This is a genomic window from Polaribacter litoreus (assembly GCF_054584775.1).
On sequence record NZ_JBTLRD010000012.1, the window covers coordinates 79943 to 96208 of the forward strand.

10 protein-coding genes are annotated in these 16266 nt (G+C 32.1%); 5 read left to right on the plus strand and 5 right to left on the minus strand.

Going from position 1 to position 16266, the window contains the following annotated elements; translation table 11 throughout:
• Positions 1-10 precede the first annotated feature (10 nt).
• The 3 genes from ACW9UN_RS11850 (at position 11) to ACW9UN_RS11860 (ending at position 8377) form a co-directional block, all read left to right on the plus strand.
• Entirely contained in the window at positions 11-3148 is a 3138-nt protein-coding gene (locus ACW9UN_RS11850) for a glycoside hydrolase family 2 TIM barrel-domain containing protein (protein WP_459486502.1), read from the plus strand.
• Between the two features lie 106 nt (positions 3149-3254).
• Positions 3255-5435: an alpha-galactosidase gene (locus tag ACW9UN_RS11855; RefSeq protein WP_459486503.1), complete on the plus strand. Its 2181-nt coding sequence runs from the start codon at positions 3255-3257 to the stop codon at positions 5433-5435.
• Positions 5436-5470: 35 nt separating this feature from the next.
• Positions 5471-8377, plus strand: a complete 2907-nt coding sequence (locus ACW9UN_RS11860; protein WP_459486504.1) for a DUF8487 domain-containing protein — start codon at positions 5471-5473, stop codon at positions 8375-8377.
• A gap of 770 nt (positions 8378-9147) precedes the next feature.
• On the opposite strand, the gene cydB is transcribed toward ACW9UN_RS11860, so the two are convergent.
• From cydB to ACW9UN_RS11875, 3 genes are all read right to left on the minus strand, one after another.
• A complete protein-coding gene (cydB, locus tag ACW9UN_RS11865; protein ID WP_459486505.1) occupies positions 9148-10185 on the minus strand; it encodes a cytochrome d ubiquinol oxidase subunit II in 1038 nt (345 codons plus the stop codon).
• Positions 10186-10195: 10 nt separating this feature from the next.
• Complete coding sequence (locus tag ACW9UN_RS11870) at positions 10196-11551, minus strand: cytochrome ubiquinol oxidase subunit I (RefSeq protein ID WP_459486506.1); 1356 nt, start codon at positions 11549-11551, stop codon at positions 10196-10198.
• A 62-nt stretch (positions 11552-11613) separates the two neighbouring features.
• Entirely contained in the window at positions 11614-12216 is a 603-nt protein-coding gene (locus ACW9UN_RS11875; RefSeq protein ID WP_459486507.1) for a methyltransferase domain-containing protein, read from the minus strand.
• Between the two features lie 92 nt (positions 12217-12308).
• On the opposite strand from ACW9UN_RS11875, the gene nadA reads away from it, so the two are divergent.
• Positions 12309-13304: a quinolinate synthase NadA gene (gene nadA, locus ACW9UN_RS11880; RefSeq protein ID WP_459486508.1), complete on the plus strand. Its 996-nt coding sequence runs from the start codon at positions 12309-12311 to the stop codon at positions 13302-13304.
• A gap of 8 nt (positions 13305-13312) precedes the next feature.
• Complete coding sequence (gene nadB, locus ACW9UN_RS11885) at positions 13313-14896, plus strand: L-aspartate oxidase (protein ID WP_459486509.1); 1584 nt, start codon at positions 13313-13315, stop codon at positions 14894-14896.
• A gap of 56 nt (positions 14897-14952) precedes the next feature.
• Here the strand turns inward: nadB and trxA are convergent, their stop codons facing one another.
• Positions 14953-15249 carry a thioredoxin gene (gene trxA / locus ACW9UN_RS11890; RefSeq protein WP_459486510.1) on the minus strand — a complete coding sequence of 99 codons (297 nt, stop codon included), beginning with the start codon at positions 15247-15249 and terminating at the stop codon, positions 14953-14955.
• A 14-nt stretch (positions 15250-15263) separates the two neighbouring features.
• Positions 15264-16256 carry a c-type heme family protein gene (locus ACW9UN_RS11895; RefSeq protein WP_459486511.1) on the minus strand — a complete coding sequence of 331 codons (993 nt, stop codon included), beginning with the start codon at positions 16254-16256 and terminating at the stop codon, positions 15264-15266.
• Positions 16257-16266: the final 10 nt, after the last annotated feature.

Below are 16266 nucleotides of genomic sequence, written 5' to 3' on the forward strand. Positions count from 1 at the left end.
AATAAATATAATGACATTTAAAAAAATATTCCTTTTAGCACTAATTATTATCATTTCTATACCAGAAAAAGTAATTGCTCAAAACGATTGGGAAAACGAACAAGTAACTCAAATCAATAAAGAAGCCCCTACTTCAACAATGTATTATGATGACAGTCTAGAGAATATTGAGCTGCTAAATGGAAAATGGAATTTTAGTTGGTATGCTAATCCTAGTGATGTTCCAGCATACGAAAAGATAAAATTTGAAAATAAAATTCAAGTTCCAGGTGCGTGGCAAATGCAAGGTTTTGGAAAACCAATTTATCGAAACACAAAATATCCGTTTGATGTTAATCCACCTTTTGTAAAAGGAATGTATGGAAATCCGGTTGGTGTGTATGAACGTACATTTGCTATAAAAAATTTAGAAAATAAAACTACCTATGTGCGTTTTGAAAGTGTTTCATCTGCGTTTTACTTATGGGTTAATGACCAAAAAGTTGGTTATAGTCAAGACAGTTGGTCTCCTGCCGAGTTTAATATTACCAAGTATTTAAAAGAAGGCGAAAATACCATTCGTTTACAAGTTTTTCGTTGGTCTGATGGTAGTTATTTAGAGGATCAAGATGGTTGGCGAATGTCAGGAATTTTTAGAGATGTTTATCTCATATCAAAACCAGAAATACACATTCGCGATTACTTTGTTACCACACCACTAAAAGGAAATAATAATGCAGATTTTAATTTGAAAATTGACCTTCTAAATTCTGGAAATGCATCCCAAAAAAAATACAAATTGGGTTATTTACTTACAGATAAAGATGGTAAAGAAATTGCTTGTTCAGAAGAAAAAATAGCAAAAAAAGAGTTGTCTCAAGAATGGGATATTGAGATAAACAAAGCCATTGCAGCTGTTAAATTATGGTCTAATGAAAAACCAAATTTATACAAACTACATATTTATCTCAAGAAAAAAAACAAAATTGTTGATGAGTTTTACACCCATATTGGCTTTCGCGAAATAAAAATTTCAGATAAGAAAGAACTGCTATTAAATGGCAAACCCATTATTTTAAAAGGTGTAAATGTTGTAGAACACGATCCCATTTTTGGAAAATACATTCCACGTAACACTATCGAAAAAAAGGTAAAACTGCTCAAACAAAACAATATCAATACAGTAAGAACATCTCATTATCCTGCAGACCCTTATTTTTATAAACTTTGCGATGAATATGGAATTTTAGTGATAGATGAAGCGAATGTAGAATCGCATGGAATGAAATATGGTGAGCATAGTTTAGCAAAAAAAGAAAACTGGCAAAAATCGCATGTAGAACGCATGGAAGCTATGGTTCAGCGTGATAAAAATCATCCATCAGTTATAATGTGGTCTTTTGGTAACGAAGCAGGAAATGGAAAAACAATGTCTGCAATGAATAGCAGAACAAAAGAACTGGATACTACAAGACCAACACACTATCATTTTGCTGATGAACCTAGCGATTATGATGTTTATGGTGGAGGCATTTGGAAGTATGGTGAAAAGCATAAATTTGGACGTTATCAGTCTGTTGATGATATGATTCATATTGGTGAACTTGATTTAGACAAACCTTTTTTATTGAATGAATACGCGCACGCAATGGGAAATGCGGTTGGTAATTTACAAGAATATGTAGATGCATTCGAAAAATATCCTGCTCTAATTGGTGGCTGTATTTGGGATTGGTCAGATCAAGGAATCACCAAAAGTTTAAATGGCGATTTTGGAACTAAAATTAAAGACATAGACCAAGCAAATGCAGCGTGTTTAAAACCTAATGGGAATTACTTTTGGGGATATGGTGGCGATTTTGATGATGGCCCAAACAATGGAAACTTTGTGCTAAATGGGATAATGTTTCCAGATTTAACACCAACGCCTAAAACAGTTGAGGTAAAAAAAGCATATCAAGACATTGCATTCAAATTAAAAAACACCAAAAAAGGAATCATTGAAATTAAAAATAAATATCTCTTTACTGATTTATCGGAATTTGATGTTACGTGGCAATTACTTGAAAATGGTCAAATAATTAAAAACGGAATTGTAGATGTAAATCTTCCAGCGTTACAAACACAAAATTTTCAAATAAATAATTGGTATTCAGTATTTCATAAAGACAAAGAATATGTGTTGCAGCTAAAAGCAAAAACAAAACAAGATGCAAAATGGGGAAAAACAGGACATGTAATTGCTTGGGAAGAATTTATATTACAAAAAGTAGATTTTATCCTAAAACCAATAAGTAATGCTGGTAAAGCGGGTATTGAAAACGATACAAAAGCATCTGTAACAGTAACTTTTTCTGATGGAAACCTGTTGTTTGATAAAACGAAAGGAGAAATCGTAAAACTAACCAAAAACGACAAAACGCTAATCGATGGAGGCTTTGCTTTATCTTTTGCACGCGCTTATATAGACAATGATAAGGCTAAAAAAATGCGAGACTTATGGAACTGGATTAAACTTCATAGCTTAGAAACTAAAGTGCTTAAGTTTGATATTGTTTTAGAAGAAAATAATGCCAAAGTCACTATTGAAAAAGAACTAAAAGCACCCAACAAAAAGATAGGTTTTAAAACAATAGAGCACTTTGTTATTGCAGGCAATGGTACTATCGATATTGATGTAAAAGCGAAATACACTGGTAAAAAAACGCCTTTTACATTGCCTCGTATTGGTTATGAGTTAAAACTAAATAAAAACTTAACCGAAAGTACTTGGTATGGAAAAGGTCCTGGAAGTTCTTACATCGACAGAAAAACAGGAATGCAAATGGGTATTTATACTGCAAATGTAGATGAACATTTTGTAAACTATCCTAGACCTCAAGAAAATGGTAATAAAGCTGATGTAAGGTGGGTAAATGTTTATGATTCAAATAAAAATGGTTTTACAGTAAAAGGTAATCAAGCTTTAAATTTTTCGTTAAGGAGATACACCACCACACAATTAAATCAAGCAAAACATCCTTATGATTTAAAAGAAAATCCTTTTACAATATTAAATATTGATTTTATACAAGGTGCTATAGGAAATGGTAGTGTTGGTACTATGCCAATGAAAAAATATTTTACATCCATAAAATCAAGTGGTTATAAAATGAGAATAGAATTGTAGAACCAAAAAGGGGAATAACCTTGCAAAATCATTCGTCTAAAGAAAATAATTTCAAGGGAAAAGACGTATCAATTTAAAAAATAATACAAAAAATAAATACTGATTTATGTTACAAAGTAAAATTAGAATCTTAATTATAGCATTACTTTTTAGTAGTACAATCTATAAAATAAGTGCACAAGTTATTCATATTAAAACTGAAAAAACCTCTTTATTTTATGGTGTTTATGATCAGAAATTAAAACAAGTTCATTTTGGGAAATTCCTGAGTGCCACAACTGGTATTGATGATTTATCAACAAAATTCGACGAGATTTACCCATCGTTTGGTAATGGAAGTTCAAACGAAATAGCGCTAATTGTCAATCATGATGATGGTACTATGGCTACTGACTTGATATACGATTCTCACAATCAAAACAGTGAAAATAATATTCAAACTACTACAATAAAATTAAAAGATAAAAAGAAACCATTTTTTGTTGAATTACATTTTAAAGCCTATCAAACTGAAAATGTTATTGAACAATGGGTAACTATTCATCATAAAGAAAAAAAACCAGTAAGATTAGAACAGTTTGCTTCTGCAGCACTCGGTTTTAAAGCAGAAAGCTATTACCTCACGCATTTTTATGGTAGTTGGGCGCAAGAAATGCAACTAGCAGAAGAAAAATTAACCAATGGTATAAAGCTTATTGAAACTAAACGTGGTGTACGTTCTACGGAATATGAAAACCCCTCTTTTGTATTGGCATTAAATCAAAAAGCATCAGATTTTAATGGAGAAGTAATAATGGGTGCTTTAGCGTGGTCTGGTAATTTTAGGTTTTCGTTTCAAATAGAAGATAAAGAATACTGCCAATTAACGGCAGGCATCAATCCGTTTGCTTCAGATTATAAATTGTTGCCAAATGAAAAATTTACAACACCACGAATGATTTATACCTACAGCAGTACTGGAAAAAATCAAGGTTCTATAAATCTTCATAGATGGGCACGTAAGTATAATTTACAAGATGGTGATGAGGTGCGCCCTATTGTATTGAATAGTTGGGAAGGTGCTTATTTTAAATTTAACGCTGCAAAGCTAAAATCTATGATGGATGGTGCTGCACAAATGGGTGTAGAAATGTTTGTTTTAGACGATGGATGGTTTGGTAATAAATACCCAAGAAATAGCGACAAAGCAGGTTTAGGAGATTGGCAAGTAAACAAAAAAAAGTTACCAAAAGGCATAAGTGATTTAATAGATCATGCAGAAAGTAAAGGACTAAAATTTGGTATTTGGGTTGAGCCAGAAATGGTAAATCCTAAGAGTGAATTGGCAGAAAATCATCCAGAATGGATTATCCAAAGAAAAAATAATAGAACACAATTATTAGAACGTAGTCAGTTACTTTTAGATTTATCAAATCCAAAAGTTCAAGATTTTGTTTTTGGAGTTGTAGATGATGTTTTAACTGACAACCCAAGAATAGCTTATGTTAAATGGGATGCGAATAGACATATTCAAAATTTTGGTTCCACCTATTTAGATAAAGACAAACAATCGCACTTATGGATTGATTACACCAAAGGACTAGAAAGTGTATTAGCTAGATTGAATACAAAATACCCAGATGTTATTTTTCAAGCTTGTGCTTCTGGTGGAGGAAGAGTGGATTATGGTGCGCTAAAATATACGCACGAATATTGGGCTAGTGATGATACTGATCCTTTAGAGCGTTTGTTTATTCAATGGGGATCCAATCATATTTATCCAGCCATTGCAACAGGTGCTCACATTACCAAATCACCCAATCATCAAACCAATAGATCTACGCCTCTTAAATTTAGATGCGATATGGCTTTTGCTGGACGACTTGGGTTAGAATTAAGTCCAGATATTTTAAGTGATAAAGATGTTGATTATGTAAAACAAGTGCTAAAAACATATAAAGCAAATAGAGAAATTATTCAATTTGGTGATTTGTATCGTTTGTACTCTCCTTACGATTCTGATGGTTATGCTGCAATTAGTTATGTTACTCCAGAAAAAGATAAAGCGATTGTTATGGCTTATAGTCACGAATTTCACAGAAGAGATGAGCGTGCTTTAATTAGATTTCAAGGATTATTAGATGATGCTGTTTATAAAGTAACAGAATTAAACCAAAAAGCGAAACGCAGTAAAGTAAAAGAAGTTGGTAAGGAAATCTCTGGAGCATTATTAATGAACAGAGGTTTATTAATGGATATGAAAAAACCTTACGAAAGTGTGGTGTTGAAGCTTGAACGCGTAAAATAATAGCAAAGTGCCTAATTAATGTTTAGAAGCTTATCATGACAATAAAGACTAATTTTTATCTCTATGTTTTTTTAGCAAGTTGTTTGTTTTCGGCTTGTTCATCCTATGAGTCAACACCTAAAACTATTGATCTCTCAGGCAAATGGGCGTTTAAAATAGATTCCAATAATGTTGGGGTTCAAGAAAAATGGTTCAATACATCATTTAAAGAGTATGTTACACTTCCAGGAACTACAGACGAGAACAAAAAAGGCAATTTAAATGACGCTATTGAAGTAAATCATCTTACTAGAAGGTATATGTATATTGGAAAAGCTTGGTATCAACGCGCCATTAACATTCCCCCTAACTGGAATAATAAAACTATTCATCTATTTCTAGAACGCACAAAAGCTACTGAAGTTTGGGTAGATAGCATACATTTTGACCTTCAAAAACATTTATCTGCTCCTCATATTTATGACCTTTCTAAAGTATTAACACCAGGGCAACACAATTTAACTATTTCTGTGGATAACTCATCTGAGCTTTTTCCAACAGGAGGTTCTCATGCTTTAGCAAAACATACACAAACCAACTGGAATGGCATCATTGGGAAAATGGAACTATCTGCTAAAGACGAGGTGTTTATTAAGTCTTTAAAATTATTTCCAAACATAGAAAATAAGGAAGCAAAAGTCGTTTTTAAATTGGTTAACCCTAATAAAGAATATATAAAAGGAAGCATAGTTTGTGAAGCCATAGGTTTTAATGGAAACACTCATAATGTTAAAAAACAAACCTTTGATTTTTCTTCAAATGAAAGTGAAATTCTTGTTACAGGTAAATATAAAATGGGAGATGATTTTAATACTTGGGACGAATTCAATCCTAATCTATATAATTTCACAGCTAAACTTAATGCAAAAGGAGCGTCAAAAAATTATAAGGACAATTACGAAGCTTCTTTTGGTATGGTAAAGTTTAAAACTAACGGAACACAATTTGTAGTTAATGATAAAGTTACCATACTTCGTGGTAAACATGATGCCTGTGTTTTTCCTTTAACAGGATACCCACCAACTACAAAAGATGAATGGATACGCCAAATGAAAATTTGTAAAGATTATGGTTTAAATCACTATCGTTTTCATAGTTGGACACCTCCAAAAGCTGCTTTTGAAGCTGCTGATATTGTTGGTATTTACATGCAACCTGAATTACCTCAATGGCGCGCTTTTAAAGAAAAAGATACTGTACATTTTAATTTTCAAAAAAAGGAAGGTGAAGTTATTTTTGACTCTTATGCGAACCACCCAAGTTTTGTAATGTTTGCTCTAGGTAACGAGTTGGGTGGCAGTCGTGGTATGATGGCAAAAATGATAAAACATTTAAAGACCTATGATGGGAGAAGTCTTTTTGCGCAAGGTTCCAATAATTATTTTTGGAATCCCAAAAAACAACCTACTGAAGATTTCTTTATTTCTGCCCGAACTAAGAAAAGAAAAGATAATTCTTATAAATTTGATATTAGAGCATCCTTTTCTTTTGCAAATGATTCTACAGGAGGTATCATCAATGGACAGTTTCCTAATACAGAGCGTAGTTTTGAAAGTGCTTTAAAACTAGTTAACGTGCCAGCTATTGGACATGAAACTGGGCAATACCAAGTGCTTCCAAATTTTGATGAAATCGATAAGTACTCTGGCATTTTAGAAGCACGAAATTTTGAAGTTTTTAAACGACGTATGATCGATAAAAAAATGTTTTCGTATTGGAAAGAACTTTTTTTAGCCTCGGGGAAGCACGCGGCGATATGCTATAAGGAAGATAATGAGATATCCATGAGAACCCCTGGTTTTGGAGGATTTCAAATTTTAGATTTACAAGATTTCCCTGGGCAAGGTACTGCACTAGTAGGGATGCTTGATGCCTTTATGGACTCAAAAGGTATTATTACTCCTAAAGAATGGCGACAATCTTGTGCTTCACAAACCATACAAGCTAAAATGCCGCGTTTGGTTTGGCAAAATAACGAAACATTTACGGCCAACATTATCGCTATTAATTATGGTGCTGCTGCTATGAAAAATCAAATTATACAATGGTCTTTAGTAGCAAAAAACGGTTCTAAAATAAAAGAAGGGAAAATGGATATTGCTACTTTTAAACAAGGGAAAATAACTAATCTGGGAGATATCAATATCCCTCTTTCAAATATAAAAGACACACAGCAATTAACATTTAAATTATCGACTTCTAATAACACTATAAGCAATCAATATAATATTTGGGTGTATCCTAAAATTGATAGCGAAGAACCTATTAACTCTATAAAAATAAAATCTTTTTTAGATGATATAACCATCGCACAACTTGAAAAAGGGGCTAAAGTTCTACTGTTACCAGAAACTTCAAGCATTAAGGCTAATTCTGTTGGGGGTTTATTTACAAGCGATTATTGGTGTTACCCCATGTTTAAAGGTATTTCTGAACGCAACAAGAAGCCTGTTTCTCCAGGAACACTCGGATTATTGATTGATGATAAGCATCCTGTATTTAATAATTTTCCAACATCCTTTCATTCTGATTGGCAATGGTGGTCTATTATGAAAAAATCACGTCCTATAATACTTGATGCTCTTGATGAAGCATATAGACCAATTGTACAACCTATTGATAATTTTGAACGTTGTTCAAAACTGGGGTTGCTATTTGAATTTAAGGTTGGTAAAGGAAATATATTAGTATGTTCAACTGATCTTAGCGACACCGATGATTTTGTGGCCCAACAATTACGACTTTCTATTTTGAGGTATATGAATTCTGAAGCGTTTCATCCAAAAGCTCTAATAACTTCTAAAGCACTTTTATCAACTATTTACGGAAATTTAGGAACTAATGCTAACAGTCGTACCACTAATGATAAAGGTAATACAAATGGTTATGATTTGTTGAATTAAGATATGAGCTTATTAAATTTAGATTAGGGCTACTTAAAAACAAAGTATAAATGAAGCTAAATAAAGTTTTTATAAAAGGGATAATTTTAACAGGAGTTTTAATCTTATTATTGGCATGTGTAAATGAAAAAGTTGTCAATCTGATACCTGAAGAGTCCTCAAATAATCCTCCATATTGGTGTACCTGGTGAGCACAAAATTATGCAGTTGATGCTAGCACACTTCAAAATGCAACTTGGGGTATAAACGGTCACTCTCAACAAGCTAATCATTTAAATGAACAATCAGTGTTTGGAGAAAATGGTTGGGCAGTATATTTCCGGAAGTTAGATAAGACCTTGTAATAATGTTCGATTGTGGTTGGGATATAAGCCAAAGACAAATTCCCTTCTTGCACTGGCTCTCCAATGGAATGTTTAAAAAAACTGAATCAACTTTGTAATGAAAAAGGTTGAAAAGGGACAGGAATATGGGTTACAGCACATCCAGTAAATTATCAAGAAAAGAAAATGATTTCTGGCAAATTAATTGAGGAAATCGGGTGTTCTGCAAATAAAAAACAAGATTTTTCAGGGCCTGGTCTAATCCTTAAACTCGAAAAAATTGAATAGCTGTATGTATACTTAAAATAGATTCCAATAATATTGGGGTTCAAGAAAAATAGTTCAATACATCATTTAGTGATTGAGATTGCTTTGAAATTACGTAACGCTCCGAATTTTGGATGTGAAACTGGATAAGTGTCTTTAAATATAAAATTTATAATCATTTTAATAACTCGTATCATCTAACTTTACCTTACCATGAAAGGTTTTGTATAAGAATAAAAAGTAACCTGCCAAAAGAGGTGCACCAATTAACACAATAGTTAACATAATGCCTAACGATTTTTGTGAAGATGCTGCATTGTAAATGGTAACACTAAATTTTGAGTCTATGGTTGAAGGTAATAAAACAGGATACAATTGAAAAGCAACTAACATCAATAGAAATGCCATTGTTAATGAAGAAAACACTAAAGCATTCGCATATTTTTTCTTTGAAACCAACCTTGGCACATTTGCCACAGCTAAAAATGCAAGAATAGGTAATACGAAAAATACAGGAAATTCTTTAAATTTATCAATAACACCTGGTAAAAAAACTAAAGTATATAAAGATGTTATTGCGAATGATATAATGAAAAATATCATTCCTTTTTTTAATAAAAACGTTAATCTTGTATACAAACGTCCTTCTGTTTTTAACAGTAAAAATATTGCGCCTTGGGTCATAAAAATAGATAAGGTTGTAAAGCCCACCATAATTGCATACGGACTTAGAAAAGCAAAGAAAATACCGCCTTTGTAACTAAAATTTTCTGCAATTTCAAAGCCTTGTAATACGTTTCCTAAAACCACACCTAATAAAAAAGCAATTAAGGTATTAGATATAAAATAAATAATATCCCATGTTTTTCGCCACCAATTCATTTTTTCGGCACTTCTAAACTTTATCGCAGAAGAACGCAAAACTAACAAAACCAAAAACAACATAAACGGAATGTACATTGCAGATAACATGGTTGCATACATTACTGGAAAACCTGCAAACAAAGCACCACCACCAATAATCAACCATACTTGATTAGCATCCCAAAGAGGGCCAATGGCGTTGATTGCAATGCGTCTACTTAAATCTTTTTTAAAAAAAAGATGCCAAGCACCAGCTCCATAATCAAAGCCTTCTAAAATGGCGTAACCTGAGAATAATAGTCCAACTACTAAGTACCAAAGTGTAGGATAATCTATACCTAAAAAAGTTTCCATAATTATAGATTTAAACGAATTTTAAAAATTTATCTGGGTTTTTAGCTTCATCATATGGACCACTCTTTATTTTCTTATTTAAAGAATAAAGGAACAAAAGGAATAATATGGTATAAACCACTAAAAACAATATTAAAGAAAAAAGAATTTGATTTGAAGATACTTCTTGCGAAAATCCTTCACTAGTTCTTAAATGTCCGTAAACAATCCATGGTTGCCTACCCATTTCTGCTGCAAACCAGCCTACTTGATTGGCTATTTGAGGTAAAATAACCGAAAACGCGAAAATTTGCAAAAGCCATCTTTTATCAAATAATTTTCCTCTCCACCATAAAAAACTTGCATATAACGTTAATCCTATTAAAAACATCCCTATAGAAATCATAATGTGATAAAACTGAAAAACGGCATTAACTTGACTTGGCCTGTCTTCTTCTGGAAATGCATTTAAACCCGTAATTGGTGCATTAAAATCTTGATGAACCAGAAAGGACAATCCACCAGGTAAAGCCAATCCTACAACTTGTTGCGTTTGATTATTTACCCAACCAAACAAATACAAATCTGCGGGTGCAGACTTGTCATAATGTCCTTCCATAGCAGCTAATTTTGCGGGTTGATTTTTTGCTACTCCATCAGCTGAACTGTGCCCAGAAAGCAATTGTGTTAATGAAAATATTGTGGCAACCAAAAGCGAAATTTTAAATGCTTTTTTAGAAATTTCTATATACCTACCTTTAAGTAAATAATAGGCATGCACACTTAACACCAAGAAAGCTCCTGCTAAAAAAGCTCCTTGCCAAACGTGAATAATTCGATCTACACTTGATGGATTAAAAACCATTTCCCAAAAATCAGTAACCTCTGCTCTAGCATTTAAACCCTCTCCAACAATATGATAACCAGCAGGAGTTTGCTGCCAACTATTGGCTACAACAATCCAAACTGCCGAAAACATGGAACCCAAAAAAACACCAATAGTAGAAATAAAATGTACTTTTGGAGATACTCTATTCCAACCAAAAATTAAAATACCTAAAAAGGTGCTTTCTAAACCAAATGCAAATAAACCTTCTGCTGCTAATGCACTACCAAAAATATCACCCACGTATTTTGAATAGACTGCCCAATTGGTACCAAATTCAAACTCCATAATAATACCTGTAGCCACACCAATACCAAAAGTTATGGCAAATATTTTTAACCAAAAACGTGTTAAAACTTCATAATGCTTATTGCCGGTTTTTAGATATAAACCCTCCATAATTACCATAATTAACCCTATTCCTATACTTAAAGGTGGATATATGTAATGAAAAGCAATGGTGAAGGCAAACTGAATTCGAGCTAAAATTTCCGTTTCCATAAAATATAAGTTTTTACAAAGTTAAGCTCTTACAATTACTTTATTTGTAACTCATATTACATTTAAGTTATTTTTATTGAATCTATTTTTACAAATAATTCCATACCCTCTCTATTATGAAAAGAATTGTAGCATGGTTGCATCTTAATATTCTTAAAATAAGGTTCGAAATAGGGTAAATACTCTTCTTTATTTCCACCAAAAGGTGGATGATCTTCGTTAAGTTTTGCATCGAAAAGTAAGCCTACCAATTTTCCGTTTTTGTTTAGTAAACTATGAATTTTAGAAGCGTATTTTTGTCTTAAATCAGGATTTATGGCACAGAAAAAAGTTTGTTCGATAATCAAATCGAAAGTCTCTTCTAAATCAAAAAAATTGGCATGAATTAATTGAGTTTCTGGAAAATTAGGAACTCTTTTTTTTAAGTTTTCTAAAGGTTGTTTTGCAATATCTATTACATAAACATTTTTAAATCCGTTGTTAAAAAGATATTCGGCTTCATAAGAATTTCCAGCACCAGGAATTAATATTTTAAGTGCTTTGTTTGCCAATTGATCAAAATAAGATTTTAAAGGCGGAGAAATTTCACCTAAATCCCAACCGATTTTATTTGTTTCGTATTTATTTGTCCAAAAATTCTCTGATAAATTCAACATTTCACGCATTATAGTTATAATTTAATAGCAATGACTTTAATCATTTTCCTACCAACAAAATAGCCATTATATTTGTAGTCTAGTTAAAAATATACATTTTTATGGAAACTTTAGCAACTGCAAAAAGAAATCTTAATGAGAAAGGTTTTTTAGATATAGAAACCCCTAATATTGATTATGTTGAGGAGATTTTAAAGCTAAAAAAAGAAAAAAATGCAGTTATTCTAGCGCATTATTATCAAATTGATGAAATACAAGAAATTGCAGATTTTGTTGGAGATAGTTTAGCGTTAGCACAAAAAGCAGCTAAAACGGATGCAGATGTTATTGTTTTTGCAGGTGTACATTTTATGGCAGAAACAGCAAAAATTTTAAATCCTACAAAAAAGGTTTTATTACCAGATTTATTAGCAGGTTGTTCTTTGGCAGATTCTTGTCCGCCAGAAGAATTTTCTGCTTTTAAAGCAAAACATCCAGACCATAAAGTAGTTACCTATATCAATTGTTCAGCAGAAATTAAGGCGCTAAGCGATATTGTTTGTACTTCTTCTAATGCCAAAAAAATAATTGATTCTTTTCCAAAAGATCAACCTATTATTTTTGCGCCAGATAGAAATTTAGGCGATTATTTAAACAAAGAAACAGGAAGAGACATGTTACTTTGGGATGGAGCTTGTATGGTACATGAAGCGTTTTCTATGGAAAAGTTGATAGACTTATACAAAGAGCATCCAGATGCAGAAATAATTGCGCATCCAGAGTCTGAAGCACACTTGCTAAAAGTTGCTAAATACATTGGCTCTACTTCAGGTTTATTAAATCATGTAAAAAACAGTGAAAAGAACAAGTTTATTGTAGCCACAGAAGCTGGTATTTTATTTGAAATGATGCAAGAAAATCCAGATAAAACGATTATTCCTGCACCCGCAAAAGAAGATAATACTTGCGCTTGTAGCGAATGTGCCTACATGAAAATGAATACAATGAAAAAATTGTATTTATGTTTAAAACACGAATTACCTAACATAGAAGTTGAGAGTGAATTGGCAAAAAAAGCAATTGTACCCATTAACAGAATGTTAGAATTATCTAAATAAAAAGCAACATGGTTAGTGACGAAAAAATAATTACATGCGATTTTTTAGTAATTGGTTCTGGTGTTTCTGGCTTAACTTTTGCCCTAAAAATTGCAACAGAACACAAAGATTCTAGAGTAATTATTGTTACTAAAGATTCTCAAAGTGAATCGAATACCAAATATGCACAAGGTGGTATTGCAACCGTTTTTAATAAAGATGTAGATAGTTTTGAACAACATGTACAAGATACTTTAATTGCTGGTGATGGTTTGTGCGATGAAGATGTTGTTAGAATGGTTGTAGAAAACGCTCCTAAAAGACTTAAAGAGTTAATTGAGTGGGGTACACAATTCGATAAAAATGAAAATGGTTATTACGATTTAGGTCGTGAAGGAGGACATTCTCAAAACCGAATTTTACATCATACAGATATCACTGGTGCAGAAATTGAACGTGCATTATTAGCACAAGTAAATGCATTGCCAAACATCGATTTTCTTACCCATCATTATGCCATAGATTTAATTACAGAGCATCAACTAAAAAAGAAAAAAACCAAAAGAAATGGTAAAATTTCTTGTTATGGTGCTTATGTTTTAGATGAAAAAAAAGAGCGCGTAAAAACAATTGTTAGTAAATTTACCTTGCTTGCTTCTGGTGGAAATGGCCAAGTTTATGAAACCACTACAAACCCAACTGTAGCTACTGGAGATGGAATAGGAATTGCTTACAGAGCCAAAGCAGAAATTTCTGATATGGAGTTTATTCAGTTTCATCCTACAGCATTGTTTAATCCTGGAGAATATCCTGCTTTTTTAATTTCTGAGGCTGTTAGAGGTTTTGGAGCTAAATTAAGAGATTATCATGGTAATTTCTTTATGTATAAATATGATGAAAGAGAAGAGTTAGCCTCTAGAGATATTGTTGCAAGAGCCATAGACAACGAATTAAAAATTAGCGGAAAACCTCATGTTTATTTAGATTGTACGCAATTAGATAGGATTAAGTTTAAAGAACATTTTCCTAATATTACCGAAAAATGTGCTTCTCTTAATATTGATATCAGTAAAGATTACATACCAGTTGTACCAGCTGCGCATTATATTTGTGGAGGCGTAAACGTGAACAAAAAAGCAAAAACTTCTATAAAAAAATTATATGCTTGTGGCGAGGTTACAAGAACAGGTTTACATGGAGGTAACAGACTAGCTTCTAATTCTTTATTAGAAGGATTGGTTTATGCACATAATGCTTTTAAAGATATTTCGAAGAAGTTAAAAAAAGCAAAATTTCCAGATAATGTACCAGCCTGGAATGATAGTGGTGTGAAAAAGAATATGGAAAAAGTTTTAATTTCTCATGATAGAAATGAAGTAAAAACAATAATGACTAATTATGTAGGCATTGTGCGTTCTAACGAGCGTTTACAACGTGCAGAAAAACGTTTACGTGTTTTATACGAAGACAACAAACGTTTGTATGATTTTTCTGAACTTTCTGTAGATTTATGCGAATTGAGAAACCTAATTACAACTGCTTATTTAATAACCCAATTTTCTAAAAAAAGAACCGTGAATTGTGGTGGTTTTTATAGTTTAGACTGCATTTAAAACAAAAAACACCTGAAATTTAATTCAGGTGCTCACTAACCAAACTATTATAATAATCAACTAAATTTATCAATAATAGAAACTAATTCGTTTTTCTGTACCATACCAGATTGTCTCCAAACTTGTTTTCCAGACTTATACAACATTAATGTAGGCACTCCCCTAACTTGATATTTTGAAGCCAAGGTTTGATTTTTATCAACATCAATTTTAATAATTGATACTTGGTCTCCTAAACTATCTTTTACTTCTTTTAAAATGGGACTCATCATTTTACAGGGCCCACACCATTCTGCAAAAAAATCTACCAAAACTGGTTTCTCTTGATTGATAATTTCCGAAAATTTACTCATGCCTAAGAACTATTTTATTTGTTAAAAGATATACTCCATATACCCCTTACTTGATTTTCACTATAACCTGTTGCCATATCTTTTGGATATAGCTTATCTATTTGCGTTAAAACGTTAGGCTGTATATCCGCACTTTTATCACCATGACATTGTATGCACATGCTGTTTGTTTTAATTGGGTAATACACATTTACGTAATTTGTAGATGCTACCACAATAGGTTCTGAATCTTTAGCAGATTTTACATCTTCTTTAAAAATATTGATATACATATTTTCTTCTGAACTGGCTAAATTTTTAGGATTTCTGGGTTTGTCTGAAACTCGTTTAATAGTTGCATTGTGCACAACAGCCATGCTATCGGTTAAAGGATAAGCTTTTATATTACAAAATTTTAAAGCAGCCAAAGTACCTTCTTTTTGTATTTTACCCATTAAGTTTTTTCCTAAAACAGCTTTTGTAGTTAGTGCATATTTTAAACCTCTTTCATGATAAGGTAGGTTTTTAAAATTATAGCTTTGTTGTTGTTTGTGCATCCCTTTACCAGTACCCATTCCATGACCTTTGCCCTTACCACTTTCTTTATTATAATGATCTTCAAACCATGTTGGTTTTTCAATTTCATTATCAAACATATATTCAGAAATTTTCTTAATATCTTCTTTAGAGAAATACTGTTTTGGCATCAAGCCAAATCTTTTTACTGCTCCTAACATTTTAGCATTCTCTTCAATCGGATTTTGAATCCAATTTTGCATCTCTTGTATAAATTCTTCTTTTGATGTTTCTGAAGAAATATAATGCCTTTTAATGGCAATCATAGGTGGCGCAATTCGGCCATCTTCTGTTGCTGATGGATTATGACAAACATAACATTTGTTTTCCATTATTTTCTTTCCAGGATGATTTTCATCCGCAGAAGATTTTTGTTTAGCGTAAGATGGTTTTTGGCTTTTTTGACAGCTAAAAGCAAAAAGTAAGACGAATAGTAGCGTATAGTATTTCATAATTTTATTA

Excerpts from the sequence above, each read along its gene's own strand:
- ACW9UN_RS11850 (WP_459486502.1), top strand. The coding sequence starts at position 11 with ATGACATTTAAAAAAATATTCCTTTTAGCACTAATTATTATCATTTCT.
- ACW9UN_RS11855 (WP_459486503.1), top strand. The coding sequence starts at position 3,255 with ATGTTACAAAGTAAAATTAGAATCTTAATTATAGCATTACTTTTTAGT.
- ACW9UN_RS11860 (WP_459486504.1), top strand. The coding sequence starts at position 5,471 with ATGACAATAAAGACTAATTTTTATCTCTATGTTTTTTTAGCAAGTTGT.
- cydB (WP_459486505.1), bottom strand. The coding sequence starts at position 10,185 with ATGGAAACTTTTTTAGGTATAGATTATCCTACACTTTGGTACTTAGTA.
- ACW9UN_RS11870 (WP_459486506.1), bottom strand. The coding sequence starts at position 11,551 with ATGGAAACGGAAATTTTAGCTCGAATTCAGTTTGCCTTCACCATTGCT.
- ACW9UN_RS11875 (WP_459486507.1), bottom strand. The coding sequence starts at position 12,216 with ATGCGTGAAATGTTGAATTTATCAGAGAATTTTTGGACAAATAAATAC.
- nadA (WP_459486508.1), top strand. The coding sequence starts at position 12,309 with ATGGAAACTTTAGCAACTGCAAAAAGAAATCTTAATGAGAAAGGTTTT.
- nadB (WP_459486509.1), top strand. The coding sequence starts at position 13,313 with ATGGTTAGTGACGAAAAAATAATTACATGCGATTTTTTAGTAATTGGT.
- trxA (WP_459486510.1), bottom strand. The coding sequence starts at position 15,249 with ATGAGTAAATTTTCGGAAATTATCAATCAAGAGAAACCAGTTTTGGTA.
- ACW9UN_RS11895 (WP_459486511.1), bottom strand. The coding sequence starts at position 16,256 with ATGAAATACTATACGCTACTATTCGTCTTACTTTTTGCTTTTAGCTGT.